Here is a 17,385-nt window from a genome sequence, read left to right as displayed (position 1 = left end):
CCTTATCGATTCGCGCACCTCCCCACCTCCTGGTAATGTTCTCCACGTCGAGCGGGACACCGCGAGACGACCCGCGCCGCTAGCTCAGTTGGTTAGAGCAGCTGACTCTTAATCAGCGGGTCCGGGGTTCGAGTCCCTGGCGGCGCACCACCGAAGAGCCCGTTCCTCCCCGGAACGGGCTCTTCGCTTTTCCCGTCCTTTGCCATCTGGTGGGTTGTCCACAGGGCTGGAAGGCTTCCGGCGGGCCGCGGTGGCAGACTCGTGATCAGGGCGGATCTCGGGGTCCGCCGCGGACGTCGCGGGGCGGGAGGCAGGGCGATGAGCGGGCGCAAGCTGCGGAAGCTGGGGTTCTTGACGATCGGGCTGTTCGACGGGAGCGATCCCGCGCGGGGGCACGAGACGACACTGGAGATCATCGAGCTGGGCGAACGGCTCGGGTTCGACACCGCGTGGGTGCGGCACCGGCACCTGCAGTACGGGATCTCCTCGCCGGTGGCGGTGCTCGCGGCGGCGTCCCAGCGGACCAGCCGGATCGAACTCGGCACCGCGGTGATCCCCCTCGGCTGGGAGAACCCGCTGCGGCTCGCCGAGGACCTCGCGACCGTCGACGTGCTGTCCGGGGGACGGCTGAACCCCGGCGTCAGCGTCGGGCCGCCGATGCGGTGGGACTCCGTCAAGGAAGCGCTCTACCCGGACACCGCGGAGGCCGAGGACTTCGGGTACGGCCGGGTGAGCCGCCTGCTCGACCTCGTCCGCGGGGAGCGCCCGCTGGGGACCGCCGGGACCGTGGGCTTCGAGGTCTTCGCCGACCGCGTCCAGCCGCACTCCCCCGGCCTGGCCTCCCGCCTCTGGTACGGCGGCGGCAGCCTGCGCTCGGCCCGCTGGGCGGGCGAGAACCGCATGAACCTCCTCACGAGCAGTGTCGTGCGGGCCGAGGAGTCCGAGGACTTCCAGGAGATCCAGCTCTCCCACATCCGCGCCTTCCGCGCCGCGCACCCGGCCGGGGAGTCCGCGCGGGTCTCCCAGGGCCTCGTGGTGATCCCCACCGACTCCGCGACACCGGAGCAGCGCGCCAAGTACGCCGCCTACGCCGAGGCCCGCACCCCCCGCACCCGCGCACCCCAAGGCCCGGCCCGGATGATGTTCGCCCCCGACCTCGTGGGTTCCTCCACCGAGATCGCCGACCGCCTCGCCGCCGACCCCGCCTTCGCCGAGGTGGAGGAGGTCGCCTTCGCCCTCCCCTTCACCTTCGCCCACGAGGACTACGTCCAGATCCTCACCGACACCGCCGAACGCCTGGCCCCAGCCCTCGGCTGGTCCCCACAGCCCTGACGGCGCGCGCCCGGTCGGCCGGGCGCGGGTCAGGACGCCGGGATGGCGAGGGTCGCCCAGACCCATTTTCCGCCGCCGGGGTCTTCGCGGGTGCCGCAGGCGGTGCTGAGGGCTTGGACCAGGGGGAGGCCCCAGCCGCCGCCGTGGTCCCAGTGGGCCTCGTCGGCGACGGCGTCGAGTGCGTCCAGGGTGAGCGGGGCGCGGTCGCGGCGGCGCGGCCGGCCCGCGCCGCCGTCCCAGACCTCGACGAGGAGGGATCCCGGTTCCCGGACGAGGCGGACCACGATCGCCTTGAAGGGGGTCTCGGCGCAGGCATTGGTCACGAATTCCGTGACCACGAGCAGCACATCACCGCGGATGTCGAGAATGTCCCATTTGATGAGGCGCTGTTCGACGAGAGTGCGGGCCAGGCCGCTCGCGGCGGGCGACGCGGGCAGCTCCATGCGCAGCTCAGAGGAGGTGGCGTGAATCATCGGGCCCCTTCGGGTGACTTTTCCACCGGCGGTGGATTTCTCGGCCTGAACACCCTCGACAATGGCGGCAAAGGATTATGTTGAAGCCGGACAAGCGCCGATTCGAAACAGCGGAGGTGCCGTGCCCGTCGTCCGAGCGCCCCTCGACCCCGAGGACTCCCTGTGGTCCTGGCTCGCCTACGAACTGCGCGCCCAGCGGGAGCGCCACGGCCTCAGCCTCACCCAGGTCGGCCGGCTCATCCACGCCGCCCGCAGCACCGTCTGCAACATCGAGGCGGGCCGCGCCCGCATCAACGAGGACCAGGTCAAGATCCTCGACGCCCGCTACGGCACCGGCCGCACCCTGGAACTGGTGCTCTACTTCGCCCGCCTCGGCCACGACCCCGACTGGTTCCGCCAGTACACCCAGTACGAAGTCGAGTCCCGCATCGTCCGCGTCTACGCCGGGCAAGGCATCCCGATGCCGTTGCAGACCGACCTCTACACCAGGAGCCTGGTCGCGGAGCACAGCCTGGGCGACCGCGAGATCGAACTGAAGTCCCGAATCCTGCGCAGGGACCTCATCCTCGAACGTGCCGACCCGCCCTATGTTTGGGCTCTCCTGGACGAAGCCGCACTCGAACTGGAGGTAGGGGGCGTCAGCACCCTGATCACCCAGCTCGAATACCTGCTGTGCCTCGCCGAAAGGGCCAACGTCTGCACCCGCGTCATCCCCAAATCAGCGGGTGCGCACCTGGGCACCGACGGCGCTTTCCGGATCATCAGCATGGAAGGCCGAGACATCGCCTATGCAGGTGCCTACCGTGGAGGACGCCTCATCGAGAGCCCTGCCGAAGTCCGGGAGGTTGTCATAGATTACGAGCGGATCAGCCAAAAGGCGCTGTCCGAACGTGACACCTGCGCCCTCATCGAGCGGAAGCTGGAGTGGTACCGATGCGTACAGAGTGGCGGAAAAGCTCCTATAGCGGAATGGTGAACGACAACGCCTGCGTCGAACTCGCCCGGCTCCCGGACTCCATCGGCGTCCGGGACTCCAAGCACCCGTCGTCAGGCCATCTGGCCCTCGGGAAGCGCGCCTTCAAAGGGCTCCTTCGCGAGGTCAAGCGCCGGGCCTGACCGGTGTGCCGAGAGGGGCCTCGACCGCGACACGGCAAGGCCCCTCCCGATACGAAACAGCACGGTCGGCGCGCTTCTTGTGCACCTCCCCGGCTCACTGGTAAACGCCTCTGGGCCGGCGGCGGGCGTCAGGACTGGCGGCGCATGGCGCGGATGCCCACGGCGAGGCCCAAAGCGGCCAGGGCGAGGGCCCCGGTGAAGCCGTAGAGGGCGGTGTCCGTGAGGACGTCGCCCGCCAGGAGCGCCCGTTCGGCCGAGACGATGTGGCTGATGGGGTTGACGGAGGCGGCGGCGCGCATCCAGGCGGGGCCGTCGTCCAGCGGGAGGAGCATCCCCGAAAGGATCATCAGGGGGAAGATGAGGGACTGCTGGACGGCCCAGAACATCCAGTCCTTCTTGCGGCTGGCCAGGGCGAGGGTGTAGCTGAGGGCGCCGAGGCCGACGCCGAACAGGGCGAGCAGGACGAACCCCGCGAGCAGCCCGAACGGGTCGGCGCGGTACCCGAACGGCAGGGTGACGGCGACGATCAGGGCCGACTGGGCGATGATCGGGGCGATCTCCTTCAGGGCGCGGCCCACCAGGAGCGCCGACCGGGAGACCGGGGCCACCAGGGTGCGCTCGTGCGCCCCCGTCTGCGCCTCGAACAGCAGGTTCGCGCCGGTGGAGCCCGCACCGAACAGCACGGTCATCACCATGATGCCGGGCACGAACCAGACGAGGGTGTCGGCGGCCGGACCGCCCGAGGTCCCGATGAGGAGCGGGCCGAACAGGCCCAGGAAGACCAGCGGCTGGAGCAGGCTGAAGATCAGCGAGAACGGGTCGCGCAGCACGGGGCGCATCTCCCGCACGAACACGTTCCAGGTGTCGGCGAGGGGCCGTTCCCGCAGGACCGCGGTGGAGGCGACGGACATGGTTCTCCTTCAGGACCGGACGCGCCGGAGCGGCGCGGGAACGGGGGACGGGGAGGCGCGGAGCACGGGCTCGGTCATGAGGCGGGGACGGGCTCGGAACGGGCCTCCTCCGACGGCGCGGAGGTGTCTCCGGTATCGCGGAGGGTGCGGCCGGTGAGGGCGAGGAAGACGTCGTCGAGGGTCGGCTCCCGCAGCGACGCCCGGTGCGGCGGCGCGCCCGCCGCGTCGAGGGCGCGGATCAGCTCCGGGACGAGCGCCGGACCGGAGTCGACGGTGACGCGGAGGGTCCGCGCGTCCAGCCGTTCGGGGGCCCGGCCGGTGCGTCCCGCGACGACGGCGACGGCCGGCTCGGTCTCGGCGGGGTCGGCGAAGCCGAGGGTGAGGGTGTCGCCGGCGAGGTCGGCTTTGAGGCGGTCGGCGGTGTCGTCGGCGATGACCCTGCCGTGGTCCATCACCAGGACGCGTTCGGCGTACTGGTCGGCCTCCTCCAGGTAGTGGGTGGTGAGGAAGACCGTGGTCCCGTGGGTGCGGCGCAGGTCGAGGATGTGCGCCCAGAGGTTGGCGCGGCTCTGCGGGTCGAGGCCGGTCGACGGCTCGTCCAGGAAGAGGACGCGCGGCCGGTGGATGAGGCCGAGGGCGATGTCGAGGCGGCGTTTCTGGCCGCCGCTCAGCCCCGACACGGTCCTTCCGACCAGGGCGCCGAGGTCGAGCGAGTCGATCAGCTCGTCGGCGCGGCGGACCGCCTCCTTGCGGCCGAGGCCGTAGAACGCGCCCTGGCTGAGCAGCTCGTCGCGGACCCGCTGGTTGTGGCCCGCGCTGTCGCCCTGCCCTACGTAGCCGATCGCGCGGCGCACCGCGGCGCGCTCGGCGGCGACGTCGTGCCCGGCGACCCTGGCGGTGCCGGACGTGGCGGGCAGCAGCGTGGTCAACATCTTGATCGTGGTGGATTTGCCCGCCCCGTTGGGGCCGAGGAACGCCAGCAGCTCCCCTTCGGCGACGTCGAGGTCGAGCCCGGCGACTGCGGTGACGGGGGCGCGCGCCACCGTGAAGGTCTTGGCCAGCCCCCGCGCCGTGATGATCGGTGTGTCCATGCGGCCAAGGTAGGAAGAAACGCGGACGCTTCATGTCCGCGTCTCCGCCTAATCTCGGCGGCATGGGCGAGAGCACCGCAAGGACACTGAGCCTCCTCACTTTGCTGCAGGCGCACCGCTGGTGGCCGGGTGAGGAGCTCGCCGATCGGCTGGGGATCACCACCCGGTCGGTGCGCCGCCGCGTCGACGCGCTGCGCGAACTGGGCTACGAGATCGAGTCGACCCCGGGCGTCGGCGGCGGCTACCGGCTCGCCGCGGGCACCCGGATGCCGCCGCTGCTGCTCACCGACGGCGAGGCGGTGACGGTCGCCGTCGGCCTGCGGATCGCCGCGGCGACGGGGATCGCCGACGGGGAGAGCACCGCGCTGAGCGCGCTGGCGAAGTTCGAGCAGGTGTTGCCGCCCGCGCTGCGCGAGCGGGTGAACGCGCTCGGCCGGTCGATCGAGCCGCGCGCCCCGCGAAGCGGTCCGGTGCCGTCGGAGCTGCTCGGCGCGCTCGCGCTGGCCTGCCGAGACCACGAGCGCGTGCGGTTCGCCTACACGGCGGCGAACGGCGCCGAGACCCGCCGGCACGTCGAGCCGCACTCGCTGGTGTCGGGCGACCGCAAATGGTTCCTCATCGCTTGGGACCTGCGCCGCGAGGCCTGGCGCACCTTCCGGGTCGACCGGGTCTCGGAGCTGCTGGCCACGGGGGTGCGGGCGGAGCCGCGGGAGCTGTCGGAGGAGGCCGCCGCCGAGTTCGTGCTCGCCGCCTCCGACCGGAAGGTCACGCACACCGCGAGCGCGATCCTCGACCTGCCGCTCGACGAGGCCCGCGCCTACTTCGGCCCCTGGGCGCAGCACGCCGAGGCGGTGGACGGCGCGCGCACGTCCTGGCCGTTCGGAGGCGACGGCCACCCCGAGATGACGACGTCACTCGTCTGGATCCCCGAGGGCGTCTCCTACGAGGTCAAGGCCGACCGCGCCTATCTGGAGTTCCTCCGCGAGCACGCCGCCCGCATGCTCGCCGCCGCCGAAGCCTCCCTGGCCCGCCTGGACCTTTCCGAACGCTGACGGCTCCGGGCCGCCGCGGCCCGGAGCGCGTGCCCGCCCCGGGGCGGGGCGGGCACGCGGGGGCGGGTCAGTCGGGCGGGGTCCAGGCCGAGCGGATGAGGGAGCGTTCTGCTTCGTGGAGGTGGAGGGCGGAGGCGAGCCATGCTTCGGCGAAGGGGGCCGGGTCGGGGTCGGTGAGGCGGCCGAAGGGGTCGCGGGGCCGGCGGTCGGCTTCGGCGGTGAGCGCCGCGGCCAGGGCCGCGGCGTTGGGGAAGCCCGTATGGCGCAGGCGGACGGGGTCGGCGTCTCCGCGCAGGGACTGCGCGGTCGCCCTGCGCCCGCCGGAGACGGCGAGTTCCACGAGACGGCGTATGCGCCACAGAGGCGAGTCGGCCAAGGGGTCCGCGGCCGCGAAGCCGTAGGGCGGCTCGGACAGCTCGTCCGGGAAGTGCACGCCCTGGAGCATGTCGTAGCCGAGGTCGGCGTGGCCGCCCCACTCCTTCGGCAGCCGCAGCGTCGCCTCGCCGGACGGCGCGGGGGCCACCGCGAGGGGGACGAGGGCCGCGGCGCGGCCCGGCTCGATCCGCGCGACGACGCGCAGCCGCAGGCCGGGACGGGCGCCGATCCTGCGCAGGTTCTCCAGATGGCCGAGGTCGGGGTGGCGCAGCGCGGGCAGGAGCCGCACGACGGTCCCCGGGGTCCCGTCCGGCAGTTCCTCCCGGGCGAGGATGTGGTCGCCCTGCGGGCCGAGGATCACCACGTCGCAGCCGAGGGGGGTCCGGGCGCGCCGTTCGGCGTCCTCGGGATCGGCGGCGGCGCCGGACCCGCCGAGCCGCTCGGCGACGAGTTCGGCCAGCGGCCTGCCGAACAGGCCGGGCGCCGCCCAGCCGTCGCCCTGCACCTCGGTGGCCCGCACGCCCTTGCCGGTGCCGAGGCGGCCGTCGTGCGAGACCGTCGCGCCGGTGACGAGGACGCCGGTGCGGGCGAGCATGGCGTGGTCGAGGACCCCGCCCGCGAGCCCGACCGCCGCTCTGCCCGCGCCGCGCGCGCGGGCCGCGCCGCCGGGGCGCACGTCGCCGAGGTCGTACCAGGCGCCGTCCGGTCCGATGAGGTGGGTGACGACGCCGCCGTAGCCGGTCGCGCTGATCACCGGCTCGCGGAAGACGCCGTGCAGCCGCAGGCTCCCGCCTGGCTTGTAGGCCCGGCGTGCGGTGCCGACGAGCGCCGGGTCGGGGTGCGCGGCGGCGAGGAGGCGGCTGGTCAGCAGCAGTTCGCGCAGCGCCGTGGTGAGGTCGCCGAGCCGGTGCCCGTCGTAGCGGGCGCGGGCCGAGCGCAGCCCGCGCACGACGCGCAGCGCGGCGGCCTCCGCCCGGTGCAGCCCGGCGACGCGGGCGGTGTGCGCGGCGCGCAGCAACTCGGCCTGCTGGACGGCGCCGGCGGCGGGCACCCCCGCGGCGAGGATCGCCGACGCGGCCCGGTAGAGGTCCTGCGCGGCGCGGACCTGCTTCGGAGACGGCGGCGCGGGCGCGGTGCCGGCCTCCGCCGGAGTTCCCGAGCCGTCTTCGGCCGCTTCCTTGCCGGCGGTGTCCTGCGCCCCGTCCGGAGCCGTCGCCTCCGCGGCCTCACCGACCGGGCAGAGGCTGAGGACGGCGGCACGGTGCAGGCAGCGGGGAGCCAGCAGGCAGGAGCACGCCGCGGAGGCCGCGTCCCCGATGACGCCGGACGGGCCCGGCGCAAGGGTGACGACCGTGTCCTCACCGCAGACGATCCGTATGGCGCCGTCTTCGTCGGACGTCCTGGGCGCTTCCCCGTACTGCGCCACGGCCGCGTCGAGTTTCTTGCGCAGCCGCGTCGTCAGCGCCTCGACGGCTTCGGCGACGACGCCGGGGGCTGCGGGCGGAAGCGGGATCTCGGTCATCGGGTCTCTCCGCGAAGGCGTTCGCCGACCCAGCGGGCCAGCGCGAGGGGGCTGAGGGCGGCCACGGGCATCCCCGCCGCGGCGAGCTGCCGGGCGACGGGCAGGGAGTAGCGCGGTTTGCCGTGGTCGTCGAGGGCGGCGCAGCCGAGCAGGTGCACGCCCGCCGACGTCAGCGCGCGCACCTCGCCGAGGAGGTGGCCGAGCGGACCGCCTTCCTCGAAGTCGCTGACGGTGACGACCAGGGTCCGGCTCGGCACGGTGACGAGGCTCCGGGCGTGCGCGAGGCCCTTGGCGATGCTGGTGCCGCCGCCGACCCTCACCTCCAGCAGCAGCGACAGCGGGTCCTCGACCTTGTCGGTGAGGTCGATGACGCTCGTGGAGAACGCCAGGAAGTGCGTCGAAAGGGTCTTGACCCCGCCCAGCACCGCGGCGGTGAGGGCCGACCAGATGACCGACGCCTCCATCGACCCCGACACGTCGACGACGAGGATGAGCCGCCAGTCGGAGGCGATCCGGGACCGCGTGGCGAACACCGGCTTCTCCGGGACGACGATGGTCCTGCCGTCGTCGAGGGTCTGGGTGTGCTGGAGGTTGGCGCGCAGGGTCCGCGGCAGGTCGAGCGGGCCCCCCGGGCGGTGGGTGGGACGGGGGCTCGCCAGGCCGGTGAGGGCGGGCCGCAGCGTCGTCGCCATCTCCTTGGCGAGCTCGTCGACGAGCCTGCGCACCAGGGGGCGCAGCTTCGCGACCTGCTGCTCGGGCATGCCCCCGGCGAGGTTCAGCACCGTCGTCAGCAGCTCGACGGACGGGCGCACCGCCGCGGGGTCGAGCTGGGCGAGCACGTCGGTGCGGCCCGCGTCGGCGGCTTCGGCGAGCACCTCTTCGCGGACGTCCGCGCCGAACAGGGCCTCCAGCTCGTCGGCCCACTCGCGCGCGGTCGGGAAGGATTCCTCCTGGCCCGCGCCCAGGCCGTCGCCGCCCGCACCGAAGTCGGACGCGCCCTCGCCCTTGCCCGCGCCGTAGAGCTCGTCCAGCGCGCTCGCGTGCCGGCGGAGGTCGTCGTCGAGCTTGTCGCGCTGCCTTCCGAGAAGCAGCCTCCACCGGTCCGCGGGCGTGATGCCTTGGACCGGCTCGGGCGCCTTCGCCTCCGGGGCCTCCTCCTGCGCGGTCTCCGTCGCGTCCGGCACGGGGGCCGTCTCCTGCGGGGCGAGGCCGATCGCGTGGAGGGCGGCCATGGCCGTCACGTCGGCGGCCGTCCACTGGGCGAGCAGCTCGGCGGGCGCGGTGAGGTCGGTGGAGACGCGTTCGCCCAGCCGTTCGGTGACGGTGTCGAGCAGCCTTCCGCGCGCGGCGGGCGACAGCGCCTCGAAGCCGCCGCGCAGGGCGGGCAGCCGGTCCAGGAAGGCCCGGTCGGGCAGCCCCTCGACCCGGTCGAGCAGCGGGTCGAGAGCCGCGGCCGCGCTCTGCAGCAGCGGTCCCGCCGCGGTGAGCAGGCCGCGCAGCCGCAGCGCGAGCGTGCGCCTGCCGTCGCGGTTCGTCGCCGCGTCCACCCATCCGGCGACGCGCGCGCCGAGCCCCTCGGCGTCCTCCAGCTCCAGCAGGACCCGGACGGCGAGGGCCGCGCCCTGCATGAGCGGCGAGCCCTCGCGGGCGAGGAAGTCGAGCGCCGCCCGCATGCGCAGTCCGACGCGGTGCTCGGCGGCGCGCACGGCGAGTTCCACCACCGCCGCGGCGTCCTCGGGCCGGTCGCCGCCCGCGAGGCCCGGCAGGGCCTGCACGGCGGTCTCCAGCAGAACCTCGCCCAGGGCCGCGGCGCGGTCGCGCAGCGGCTCGGTGGTGCCGAAGAGATGGCCGCGGCGCAGCCCTTCGGTGAGATCCAGGCCGGCGATCAGTTCCGGCAGCGTCGCGGCGGCCGGAAGCACCTCGGCGGCCTCGGCGAGCCGGACCTCGACGAGGTCGGGCAGGTCGCAGCGGGCCGCGGCCTCCAGTCCGGACAGGACGAGGGCGCTCGTCGCGCCGCCTTCGGCGCTCTGCCTGCGGTGCGTCTCCGCGAGGGTGCCCGCCGCGGCCTGGGCCGCGGTGACGCCCCTGACCCCGGCGAGGTCGAGGCGGGCCGCCACGGACGGCGTCCAGTTCATCTTCCACTTGGTGCTGAGCGCGGACGCGTCGCCGGTGCCGGCGACGTCGAGCGGGCCGCCGTAGCCGACGCCGCAGACGGCGAGGCGCTGCAGGAGGATCTCACGCCGCCGGTCGAGGTCGGAGCGCAGCGGGTCGAGCCGCATCTCGCGGGCCTCGGGCTCGTGCGGTCCGGGCAGGCGCAGCGCCTCCAGCTCGGCCTCGACGGACGGGCCGAGGCCCGAGCGCGGGGTGCCCGGCGCGGTCCGGCCGCGGTCGGCGCCGACGAGGACCTTCTCCAGCGCCTTGGCGAGGGCGCGGCCGCGTCCGAGGGTCTCGCCCTGGCCGAGCACCGTGGCGACGCCCTCGACGAGTTCGCCCCGGCCCGGGGCGGGCAGCCCGCGGAGCGCGGCGAGGTCTCCGGCGACCCGGAGGGTCTCGGCGGCCTCGCCGGTCCCCGCGGTGTGGCCCGCGGCGCGCAGCGCGCGGCAGACGTCGGTGATGGCGCGGGCCGCGGCCTCGCGCAGCGCGCCGGGGTCGCCGCCCGCCTCGAAGACCGCCTGCTGCCAGCGCGGGTCCCGGATGCCCGCGGGGTAGCCGGAGCGGGAGTCGAGGAGGTCGAACGCGTACGGGACCAAGGAGGTGACCGTCTCGTCCTTCCCGGGCTCCTTCGCCATCTCCTTTTCGGGGTCGTACGTCGCGGTGTCTTCCGCGCAGCGTTCCGCGATGAGAGCAGGCGCGTGGAAGGACCCGACGACGGCGACCGCTCGGCGGCCGCCCGCGGCGGCGTGCCGGAGCACGGCGCGCATGTGGGCCTCGCGGGCGAGGTTGACGGCCGAGACGCCTTCCCCCTCATCGGCGCGCAGCGCCCATCCGACGGCGAGGGCGGCCCGCCGCACCTCCTCCGGAGCGCATCCGGGGGCGAGGACCTCCACCGAGCGGTCCCACATGTCGTCGCCCTCGCGTCCCGTGGCCGAGGCCCGGAGCGCCGCGGCGTAGGCGCGGTCCGAGGCGGGACCGTCGTCTTCGGCCGACCAGCCCGGGTCGTCCAGCGGGAGGTCGCAGCACAGGACGGGGACGTCGTGGGCGCGCGCCCAGCGCAGGGCGGCCAGCTCCGGGGAGAAGTCCGCGAACGGGTAGAAGCCCAGGCCGCCGCCCGGCCGCGCCCCGGCGAGCGCGACGGGCGCGACGGTGCCGGGGGCGGCCAGGTGGGGCAGCCAGGCCTGGAAGTCCGCGGGCAGCTCCACGCAGACGACGTCGGGCGCCGCCGCGTCCAGGAGCGCGGGGACCACCGCGGCGAGGGCGGGGCTGTGGTGCCGCACGCCCAAGAGGTAGGGGCGGGCGCCGTCGGCGAGGGACGCGACGGCGGCGCGCGGGTCGGCGGCGATCAACGCAGCGTCTCCCGCAGGTCCCACAGGCGGCGCCACAGGGCCGAGCCCTCTTCGGCGCGGCGGCGGACGGGGCCGTCCCAGTAGCCGAGCAGCCTGTCGTGGTCGGCGGGGTCGTCCTTGCGCACGACGCCGAGGAGGTGGCCGGGCAGGAGGTCGAGGACGTCCCCGGCGGGCAGGTAGGCCTCCGCGATCGCCAGGGACGCCGCGACCTGGACCGCCTCGGCCGTGGACATGACGGTGCCGGGCCGCTCCACGTCCCAGCCTTCGGCCGAGCGCCCGGCGCGCAGGTCGCGGAAGACGGTGACGAGCGCGTCGAGGACCGAGGCGTCCACGCCGAAGGCGGCGCCGGCCCGTTCGACGGCGCCGGTCGCCTGGCGGCGGACCAGCGCGGTCTCGGCGACGGGGTCGCCGATCGGCGCGACGGTCTCGAAGTTGAACCGGCGCTTGAGCGCGGCCGACATCTCCGACACGCCCCGGTCGCGCAGGTTGGCGGTGCCGATGACGGTGAAGCCCTGCGCCGCCGCGACGATGCCGTCCTCGGTGCCGGACAGCTCGGGCACGCTCACCCGGCGGTCGGAGAGGATCGACACGAGCGCGTCCTGCACCTCGGGAAGGCAGCGCGTCACCTCTTCGATGCGCGCCACCCGGCCGGTGCGCATGGCCGTGAGGACCGGGGAGTCCACGAGGGCCTGCTTGGACGGCCCCTGCGCGAGGAGGAGCGCGTAGTTCCAGCCGTAGCGGAAGGCGTCCTCCGTGGTGCCCGCGGTGCCCTGGACCGTCAGGGCGCTGGTGCCGCTGACCGCGGCCGACAGCAGCTCCGACAGCATCGACTTGGCGGTGCCGGGCTCGCCGACGAGCAGCAGGCCGCGTTCTCCGGCGAGGGTGACGACGCAGCGCTCGACCAGCGCGCGCTCACCGACGAACTTCGGCGCGATCTCCAGCTTGTCGGGCAGCCCGGCCGCCGGCGCGGCGAGCACCAGCGGCTCGTCCGCGCCGCACACGAACGTCACGACCGCGCGGGGCGTCAGGGCCCAGCCGGGCGGCCGCGCACCGGTGTCGTAGGCGGCGAGGAAAGCGAGCTCCTCGGCGTACCGCTCCTCGGCGGGCAGAACCTGCCGGGCAGGTGCGGGGGTCGTCATCGGGGGTTCCTCTCGAATCGGGTAGGGGGTCAGCGGCGGCGCTTGGCGCGAGGGATCTCCAGCTCGCGGAAGCGGGGGAGGTCGCCTTCGGCGATCCGCCGCCACGCGCGCCGGTACACGTCGGCGACGGGCTCGGTCGGAACGACCGTGGTCAGCGGCGTGAGGCCGCCGTTGGAGAAGGGGTACAGCCCCTGCTTCCAGTCCTCCATGGGGATCTCGGGGCTCTTCGCCTCGACCCAGGGGCAGTGCAGGAAGAGGGTCCGGCCGGAGCCGGCCCGGCGCGCCTCGGTGACGAGGTCGGTGCCGGCCAGCTCGGCGCGGGCGTCCTTGAGCCGGGCGGGCCGCCAGCCCGTCCAGCGCGCGGTGTGGCGATCGGACGGATCCGGCATCGCCAGCACCATGAGGTACACCGCGGCCGCGTCGGCCGACAGGCCGTGCGTCTTGGCGACCTCGGCCACGAGGTCCGGAACCGACCGGGAGGGATCCTGCGGATACCAGGTCCCGTCCTTCAGCCGCCCGCCCTCGACGGGCTCGCCCGGATCGGCGAGCAGCGCGGCGAACCGCTCGTCCCGCGCCGTCCGCAGGGCGACCTCGACGGGCATGGGACGGCCGAGCTCGCCCCGCAGCAGCGGCAGCAGCGGGTCCTGGTCGTTCTCGTCCAGCAGCGCGAGCCTGATGCCCGGGGTGGGAAGGTCCCAGTCGCGCACGATGAGGATCGCGCCCCACCGGTCCCAGTGCTCGGTCTCCTCGTCGGGAGGGCCGAGCGTGGACAGGTGATCTCGGACGCGGAACAGATAGGACGAGCCGAGGATGAGGTCCGGGTGGGCGAGGCGCTCGCGCACGGCGGCGAGCCCCGCGGGCAGCCGGTCGCGCAGCGGGTCTCCGGCGGGGAGCCGGTGCGCCAGCCACGCGAGCATCCGCACCGAGGTCGTCAGCGTCTGCGCGGTGAACCCCCGGTCGCCGACCGGCGCGAACATGCCGTGGACCGTCCGGAACTCCGCGTCCTGCGTCAGGTCGGGGTGGTTCGCCGGGTCGAGCACCGCGCGCAGATGGAGCTGCGAAGGCTGGTGTTTCTCGAAGGCCTTGTCGGCCTCGATCAGCAGCGCCTCGGGCACCGTGGCCCGGCGCGGCGTCGCCCAGCGCCACACCTCGGCGGCCGCCGCCACGTCCGGGCCGTCGGTCCACAGCCGCGCGGGGTCGGCGGGCAGCAGGGCGCCGACCAGCTCGCGCCGCACTTTCTGCGGCAGCTTCGCCAGCTCCCGGTGGGCCGCCTCCACCTCGGCAGGCTTGAGCTTGAGGACGGTGCGCACCTCATCGGGCAGCCACAGAGCGGAATGATGGACGACGACCGGAAGTCCGGACACCACGAGAGCCGCGGTGGTCGGCGTGACATCGGCCAGCGTCGCGAACTCCGCGACGGCGTCCGCTCTCCAGGGGGCGGGCCCCTGGGCGTCCAGCAGCTTCAGGACCTCGGCGACGGGCACGTCGGACCGCGGGCCGGCGAAGGGCAGCTCCTCGATCTGCTCGTAGCCCGCGGGCAGCCTGAACGCGCCGGACGGGTCGTGGAAGAGGGCCGTGACCTCCTGCCGCTGCCCGGTGCGCCAGGGATCCTGGGCGATGACGGCGAGGAAGGCCCCTTCGCCGAGCGGGAACCCTCGGCAGAAGTTCTCACGGGTGTTCTCCGCGCCCGGCATCGCCAGCCGGAGCAGGCGCCAGGCCCCGGGCGCACTGGTCAGCAGCCCCGCTTCGTCGAGCAGCGCGAGCAGTTCGCGCAGCGCCTTCCGGCTCGCCTCGGGGGTGATCCGCGAGGCCATGCGCAGGACGAGCGCGGGCAGGCCGTCGACCAGCCACGGCAGGTGCAGCCGCTGCCGGGGAAGCGCGACGCGCGGCGCCGCCCCCTCCCCCGGGGACTCCGTCTCCGCCGTGCCCGCGCGCAGCCTTCCCATCTGCCAGAGCAGGAGCGCGGACAGGGCCGTGTTCCCGACGCTCGCGTTGGCGGTGATCCCGTCGAGCAGGTTCTCGACGGCACGGTGCACGGCCCTGTCGCTGGGCGAGGACGGCCGCTCCGAGGCGACGGGCACCACGGCCCGGACCGCGGTCTCGACGGATCGCACCACCGTGGCGACGGTCCGCTGGGCGCGCTGCGCCGCGGCGACGATCCCTGCCACGCCCTTGCGCAGCGCCGGGTCGGAGACCTCCGGCAGCGCCTCCGCGACGCGTTCGCCGATCGTCTCCCACGTCCCGTCGAGCAGCCGCTCGGCCAGCGCCCGGTCCGCGCGGCGCAGCGCCGCGGACCCGCGCGGGTCCCGTGGCCGCAGGTAGGCCCAGTACTGCGGCGGCAGCGTGACCTCGCTCCCGGCCGCGAAGAGCCGGGGCATGCGGGTGTCGGCGAGGACCAGGCCGTCAGGGCCGATCAGGCGGAAGTAGGTGTCCTGGCCGTGCTTCGCCGGGACCAGCGCGCGGGGCCGGTCGTCGCCGGGCATCCGCACCAGCCATACCGACGCGTAGCCGGACACGGCGGGCGAGGCGTTCCCCGCGAGGTCCTCCGCCCGCGCCGTGCCGTCGGGCGCGCCGACCATCCGCTGGCCGAGCAGGCCGTCCACGGCGTCGCCCAGCGGGGTGGGGCCGGCGCCGGGGAACGGCACGAGGAAGCCGCCCCGGAAGGCCTCTCCCGGCTCGGCGAAGAATCCCGGCATCCCGGGCCCCTCGGATGCCCCGGTGCCCGGGTCCACGCCGTGCCAGGCGCGGCCGCCCTCCACGGGGAGCCGCGCCCAGAGCTTCCGGCCGTCGGAGGCGGTCGCGGCCCAGGCGGGCGCGAGGGCGTCGCCCGGGCGCAGCACCGCGCTTCCGACCGCGCGTCCCCCGCCCGGCGCTTCGAGGGTGGGCTTCGGGGCCTTCCACGAGTGCGACAGGTACCTGCTGAAAGTCTTGGGGCCGTCCAGGGGCAGCACCCGGTCGGGTTCGGTGTGCCAGTACCCGTGGCGCCGCGCGTCGCCGTCGCCGCGCCAGTGGACGAGCAGCGCGCCGTCCGCGTAGTGGAATCCGAACCACCGGCTGTCGGTCGGCGGGAGCCGCAGGGCGTGGTCGAGGACGACGCCGGAGCCGTCGAGCACGAGCGCGCGCGTACGGTCGGCCAGCACCAGGTAGGGCCACTCTTCGGCGATGACGCTCGCGCGCATGTGCTCGGGGAACAGCTCGGCGCAGGCCGCTTCGAAGGCGGGCCAGTGCAGCTCGTCGAACAGGCCGCCGCGCAGGGTCCGGGCCAGCAGTTCGGGGAGGTCCACCGCCAGGGCCGCGCGCACCGCGCGTTCGGCGATCCGCTTGGATCCGGCGTCGAGCCGCTGGATCGCCTCGACCGCGTCGGAAAGGGTCGGCAGCCCCGTGCCCGCGACCCGTCCCGCGAGGTCCTCGGCGCGCGCCAGCACGTGCGGCCGCGTCGCGGGCGAGGCCGCGAACACGCTGTGGCCGCGGACCGTGTGCCAGGCGGTCGAGTCGAGCGCCCGGCGCAGGGCGGGGGCGAAGCGGGGGTCGGCGCAGAGCAGGGAGAGTTCCTTGCGGTTCTCGCCTTGCGCCCAGGGACCGAGCTGCACCGCGGAAGCCGGCCCCGGGTCGGCGACCGGGACTTCGAGCTCCAGCAGCAGTTCGATGAGGTCGGCGCTCTCCGGAAGGGCCAGCGGCGCGCCTCTTCCGGCGATCTCCGCCTTCAGCCTTCCGGACATGCGGGTGACCAGGGACTCCAGCGCCGCCACCCGCTCCCCGGCCGAGTAGCCCAGACCACGCGCCGCGAGCAGGCGCTCCAGCCATCCCACCGCGCCGCCGTCGGGCAGGTCGCCTGCGCAGAGCAGCGCGGCGGCGCCCGTGTCCTCCAGAATGCCGAGCCAGAGCGCGACGAGGCTCGGCTCCGGGTCGGTCGGCACGATGGCCAGGAGGGCCCGGCGGGTCTCGGGACGCTCGGCGGCCAGGGCCTTCAAGGCCGCCCGGTGCGCCTTCCACCACGTCTCGGGGGCGAGCACCGTCGCCGGGAGGGTCAGCGCCTCCGCGAGGTAGGACCGCTCGGCCTTCCCGGCGTCTCCCGGGACGGCCTTGGCGAGGCGGCGCAGGTCGGCCGCCATCGTCGCGGTCGGAGGCAGCCCGCCGGACGTCCTGCGCAGCGCCAGCCGGACGAACCTGCGCAGGGCCTCCTCCGGGGAGAGGCGCAGGGCGAGTTCCTTGGAATAGTCCGAAAGGACCTTCACCGGAAGGGCGCCCGCCAGGATGAACTCGACGAAGACGTCGTCCATCCGGTCCTGGTCGACGACCAGGCCGTGCTCGCTCTCGGCCTTGCGCGCCGCGCCGAACAGGCGGGCAGCGTAGTCCGGCCGCTCCGCGGACAGGAGTTCCCTGGCTGCCCGCTCGAAGAACGTCGGCATGAAGTGCGGCACCGAGGCCGCCAGCCGGGTGCCGAGCCCGAGGAACCCGTCGCACGCGGCGCTGGCCTTGGCGTGCGCCAGCCGGGACAGCCTGTCGATCTCGGGCAGCAGCGCGAGCGCCCGGGCGCCGTCCTCGGGGTGGTGCAGCAGGACCCATTCGGGGAAGCCGAGCCGCTCCCGGGCGCCGAACCCCACGACGTCGGCGGGACCGACCCGCTCCAGGCCCAGGAAGGCCGCCGCGGCGTCCTCGGCCTCGCCGGTCTCCTCCGGCGCGAGGCGGACGACGGTGCGATCGGCCATTCCAGGCCTTCGGTAGGCACGGGCCGTGATCGCCACGCCCGAGCCGCGGTCGCCGGTGTCCGGATGCAGGTACGCGCCGGCCTCCAGCAGCACCCCGACGGCGTCGGGCTGGTGCGGCACGGGCTTTCGGGTGGTCATCAGCTCTTCCTTCAACGGGTCGGG

Annotated in this window: 11 protein-coding genes and 1 tRNA gene; 5 read left to right on the top strand and 7 right to left on the bottom strand. The window is 74.7% G+C overall.

Annotated features, from left to right (window positions below; genetic code table 11):
- Window positions 1–73: 73 nt before the first annotated feature.
- Both ACYVOM_RS18655 and ACYVOM_RS18650 read left to right on the top strand, forming a co-directional pair.
- Window positions 74–150 (top strand) — tRNA-Lys (locus ACYVOM_RS18655).
- Window positions 151–318: 168 nt separating this feature from the next.
- Entirely contained in the window at window positions 319–1,332 is a 1,014-nt protein-coding gene (locus ACYVOM_RS18650) for an LLM class flavin-dependent oxidoreductase (RefSeq protein WP_460304680.1), read from the top strand.
- A gap of 29 nt (window positions 1,333–1,361) precedes the next feature.
- Here ACYVOM_RS18650 and ACYVOM_RS18645 read toward each other — a convergent pair whose 3' ends face one another.
- Complete coding sequence (locus ACYVOM_RS18645) at window positions 1,362–1,805, bottom strand: ATP-binding protein (protein WP_460304679.1); 444 nt, start codon at window positions 1,803–1,805, stop codon at window positions 1,362–1,364.
- 121 nt (window positions 1,806–1,926) lie between these two features.
- Here ACYVOM_RS18645 and ACYVOM_RS18640 point away from each other — a divergent pair, with 121 nt between their 5' ends.
- Both ACYVOM_RS18640 and ACYVOM_RS18635 read left to right on the top strand, forming a co-directional pair.
- Entirely contained in the window at window positions 1,927–2,781 is an 855-nt protein-coding gene (locus ACYVOM_RS18640; protein WP_460304678.1) for a helix-turn-helix domain-containing protein, read from the top strand.
- On the top strand, window positions 2,775–2,921 hold the full coding sequence (locus ACYVOM_RS18635) for a DUF397 domain-containing protein (protein WP_460304677.1): 147 nt from the start codon (window positions 2,775–2,777) through the stop codon (window positions 2,919–2,921). Before ACYVOM_RS18640 ends, ACYVOM_RS18635 begins: the two co-directional genes overlap by 7 nt.
- 128 nt (window positions 2,922–3,049) lie before the next feature.
- On the opposite strand, the gene ACYVOM_RS18630 is transcribed toward ACYVOM_RS18635, so the two are convergent.
- Window positions 3,050–3,832: an ABC transporter permease gene (locus ACYVOM_RS18630; RefSeq protein WP_460304676.1), complete on the bottom strand. Its 783-nt coding sequence runs from the start codon at window positions 3,830–3,832 to the stop codon at window positions 3,050–3,052.
- A 74-nt stretch (window positions 3,833–3,906) separates the two neighbouring features.
- Window positions 3,907–4,911, bottom strand: a complete 1,005-nt coding sequence (locus tag ACYVOM_RS18625) for an ATP-binding cassette domain-containing protein (protein WP_460304865.1) — start codon at window positions 4,909–4,911, stop codon at window positions 3,907–3,909.
- A 74-nt stretch (window positions 4,912–4,985) separates the two neighbouring features.
- On the opposite strand from ACYVOM_RS18625, the gene ACYVOM_RS18620 reads away from it, so the two are divergent.
- Window positions 4,986–5,975: a helix-turn-helix transcriptional regulator gene (locus tag ACYVOM_RS18620; protein ID WP_460304675.1), complete on the top strand. Its 990-nt coding sequence runs from the start codon at window positions 4,986–4,988 to the stop codon at window positions 5,973–5,975.
- Between the two features lie 67 nt (window positions 5,976–6,042).
- Here the strand turns inward: ACYVOM_RS18620 and ACYVOM_RS18615 are convergent, their stop codons facing one another.
- From ACYVOM_RS18615 to ACYVOM_RS18600, 4 genes are read right to left on the bottom strand one after another with little or no spacing between them, the layout of a single operon-like run.
- Complete coding sequence (locus tag ACYVOM_RS18615; protein ID WP_460304674.1) at window positions 6,043–7,872, bottom strand: hypothetical protein; 1,830 nt, start codon at window positions 7,870–7,872, stop codon at window positions 6,043–6,045.
- The gene (locus ACYVOM_RS18610; protein ID WP_460304673.1) at window positions 7,869–11,375 is read right to left on the bottom strand and encodes a DUF5682 family protein; all 3,507 of its coding nucleotides are present in this window, start codon (window positions 11,373–11,375) and stop codon (window positions 7,869–7,871) included. The genes ACYVOM_RS18615 and ACYVOM_RS18610 overlap by 4 nt, the downstream gene beginning before the upstream one ends.
- Entirely contained in the window at window positions 11,372–12,514 is a 1,143-nt protein-coding gene (locus tag ACYVOM_RS18605; protein ID WP_460304672.1) for an ATP-binding protein, read from the bottom strand. The genes ACYVOM_RS18610 and ACYVOM_RS18605 overlap by 4 nt, the downstream gene beginning before the upstream one ends.
- Before the next feature lie 29 nt (window positions 12,515–12,543).
- Complete coding sequence (locus tag ACYVOM_RS18600) at window positions 12,544–17,361, bottom strand: DNA-binding protein (protein ID WP_460304671.1); 4,818 nt, start codon at window positions 17,359–17,361, stop codon at window positions 12,544–12,546.
- Between the last annotated feature and the right edge of the window lie 24 nt (window positions 17,362–17,385).

The organism is Actinocorallia aurea (assembly GCF_054783995.1).
This window is presented reverse-complemented; position numbering and strand designations above follow the sequence as displayed.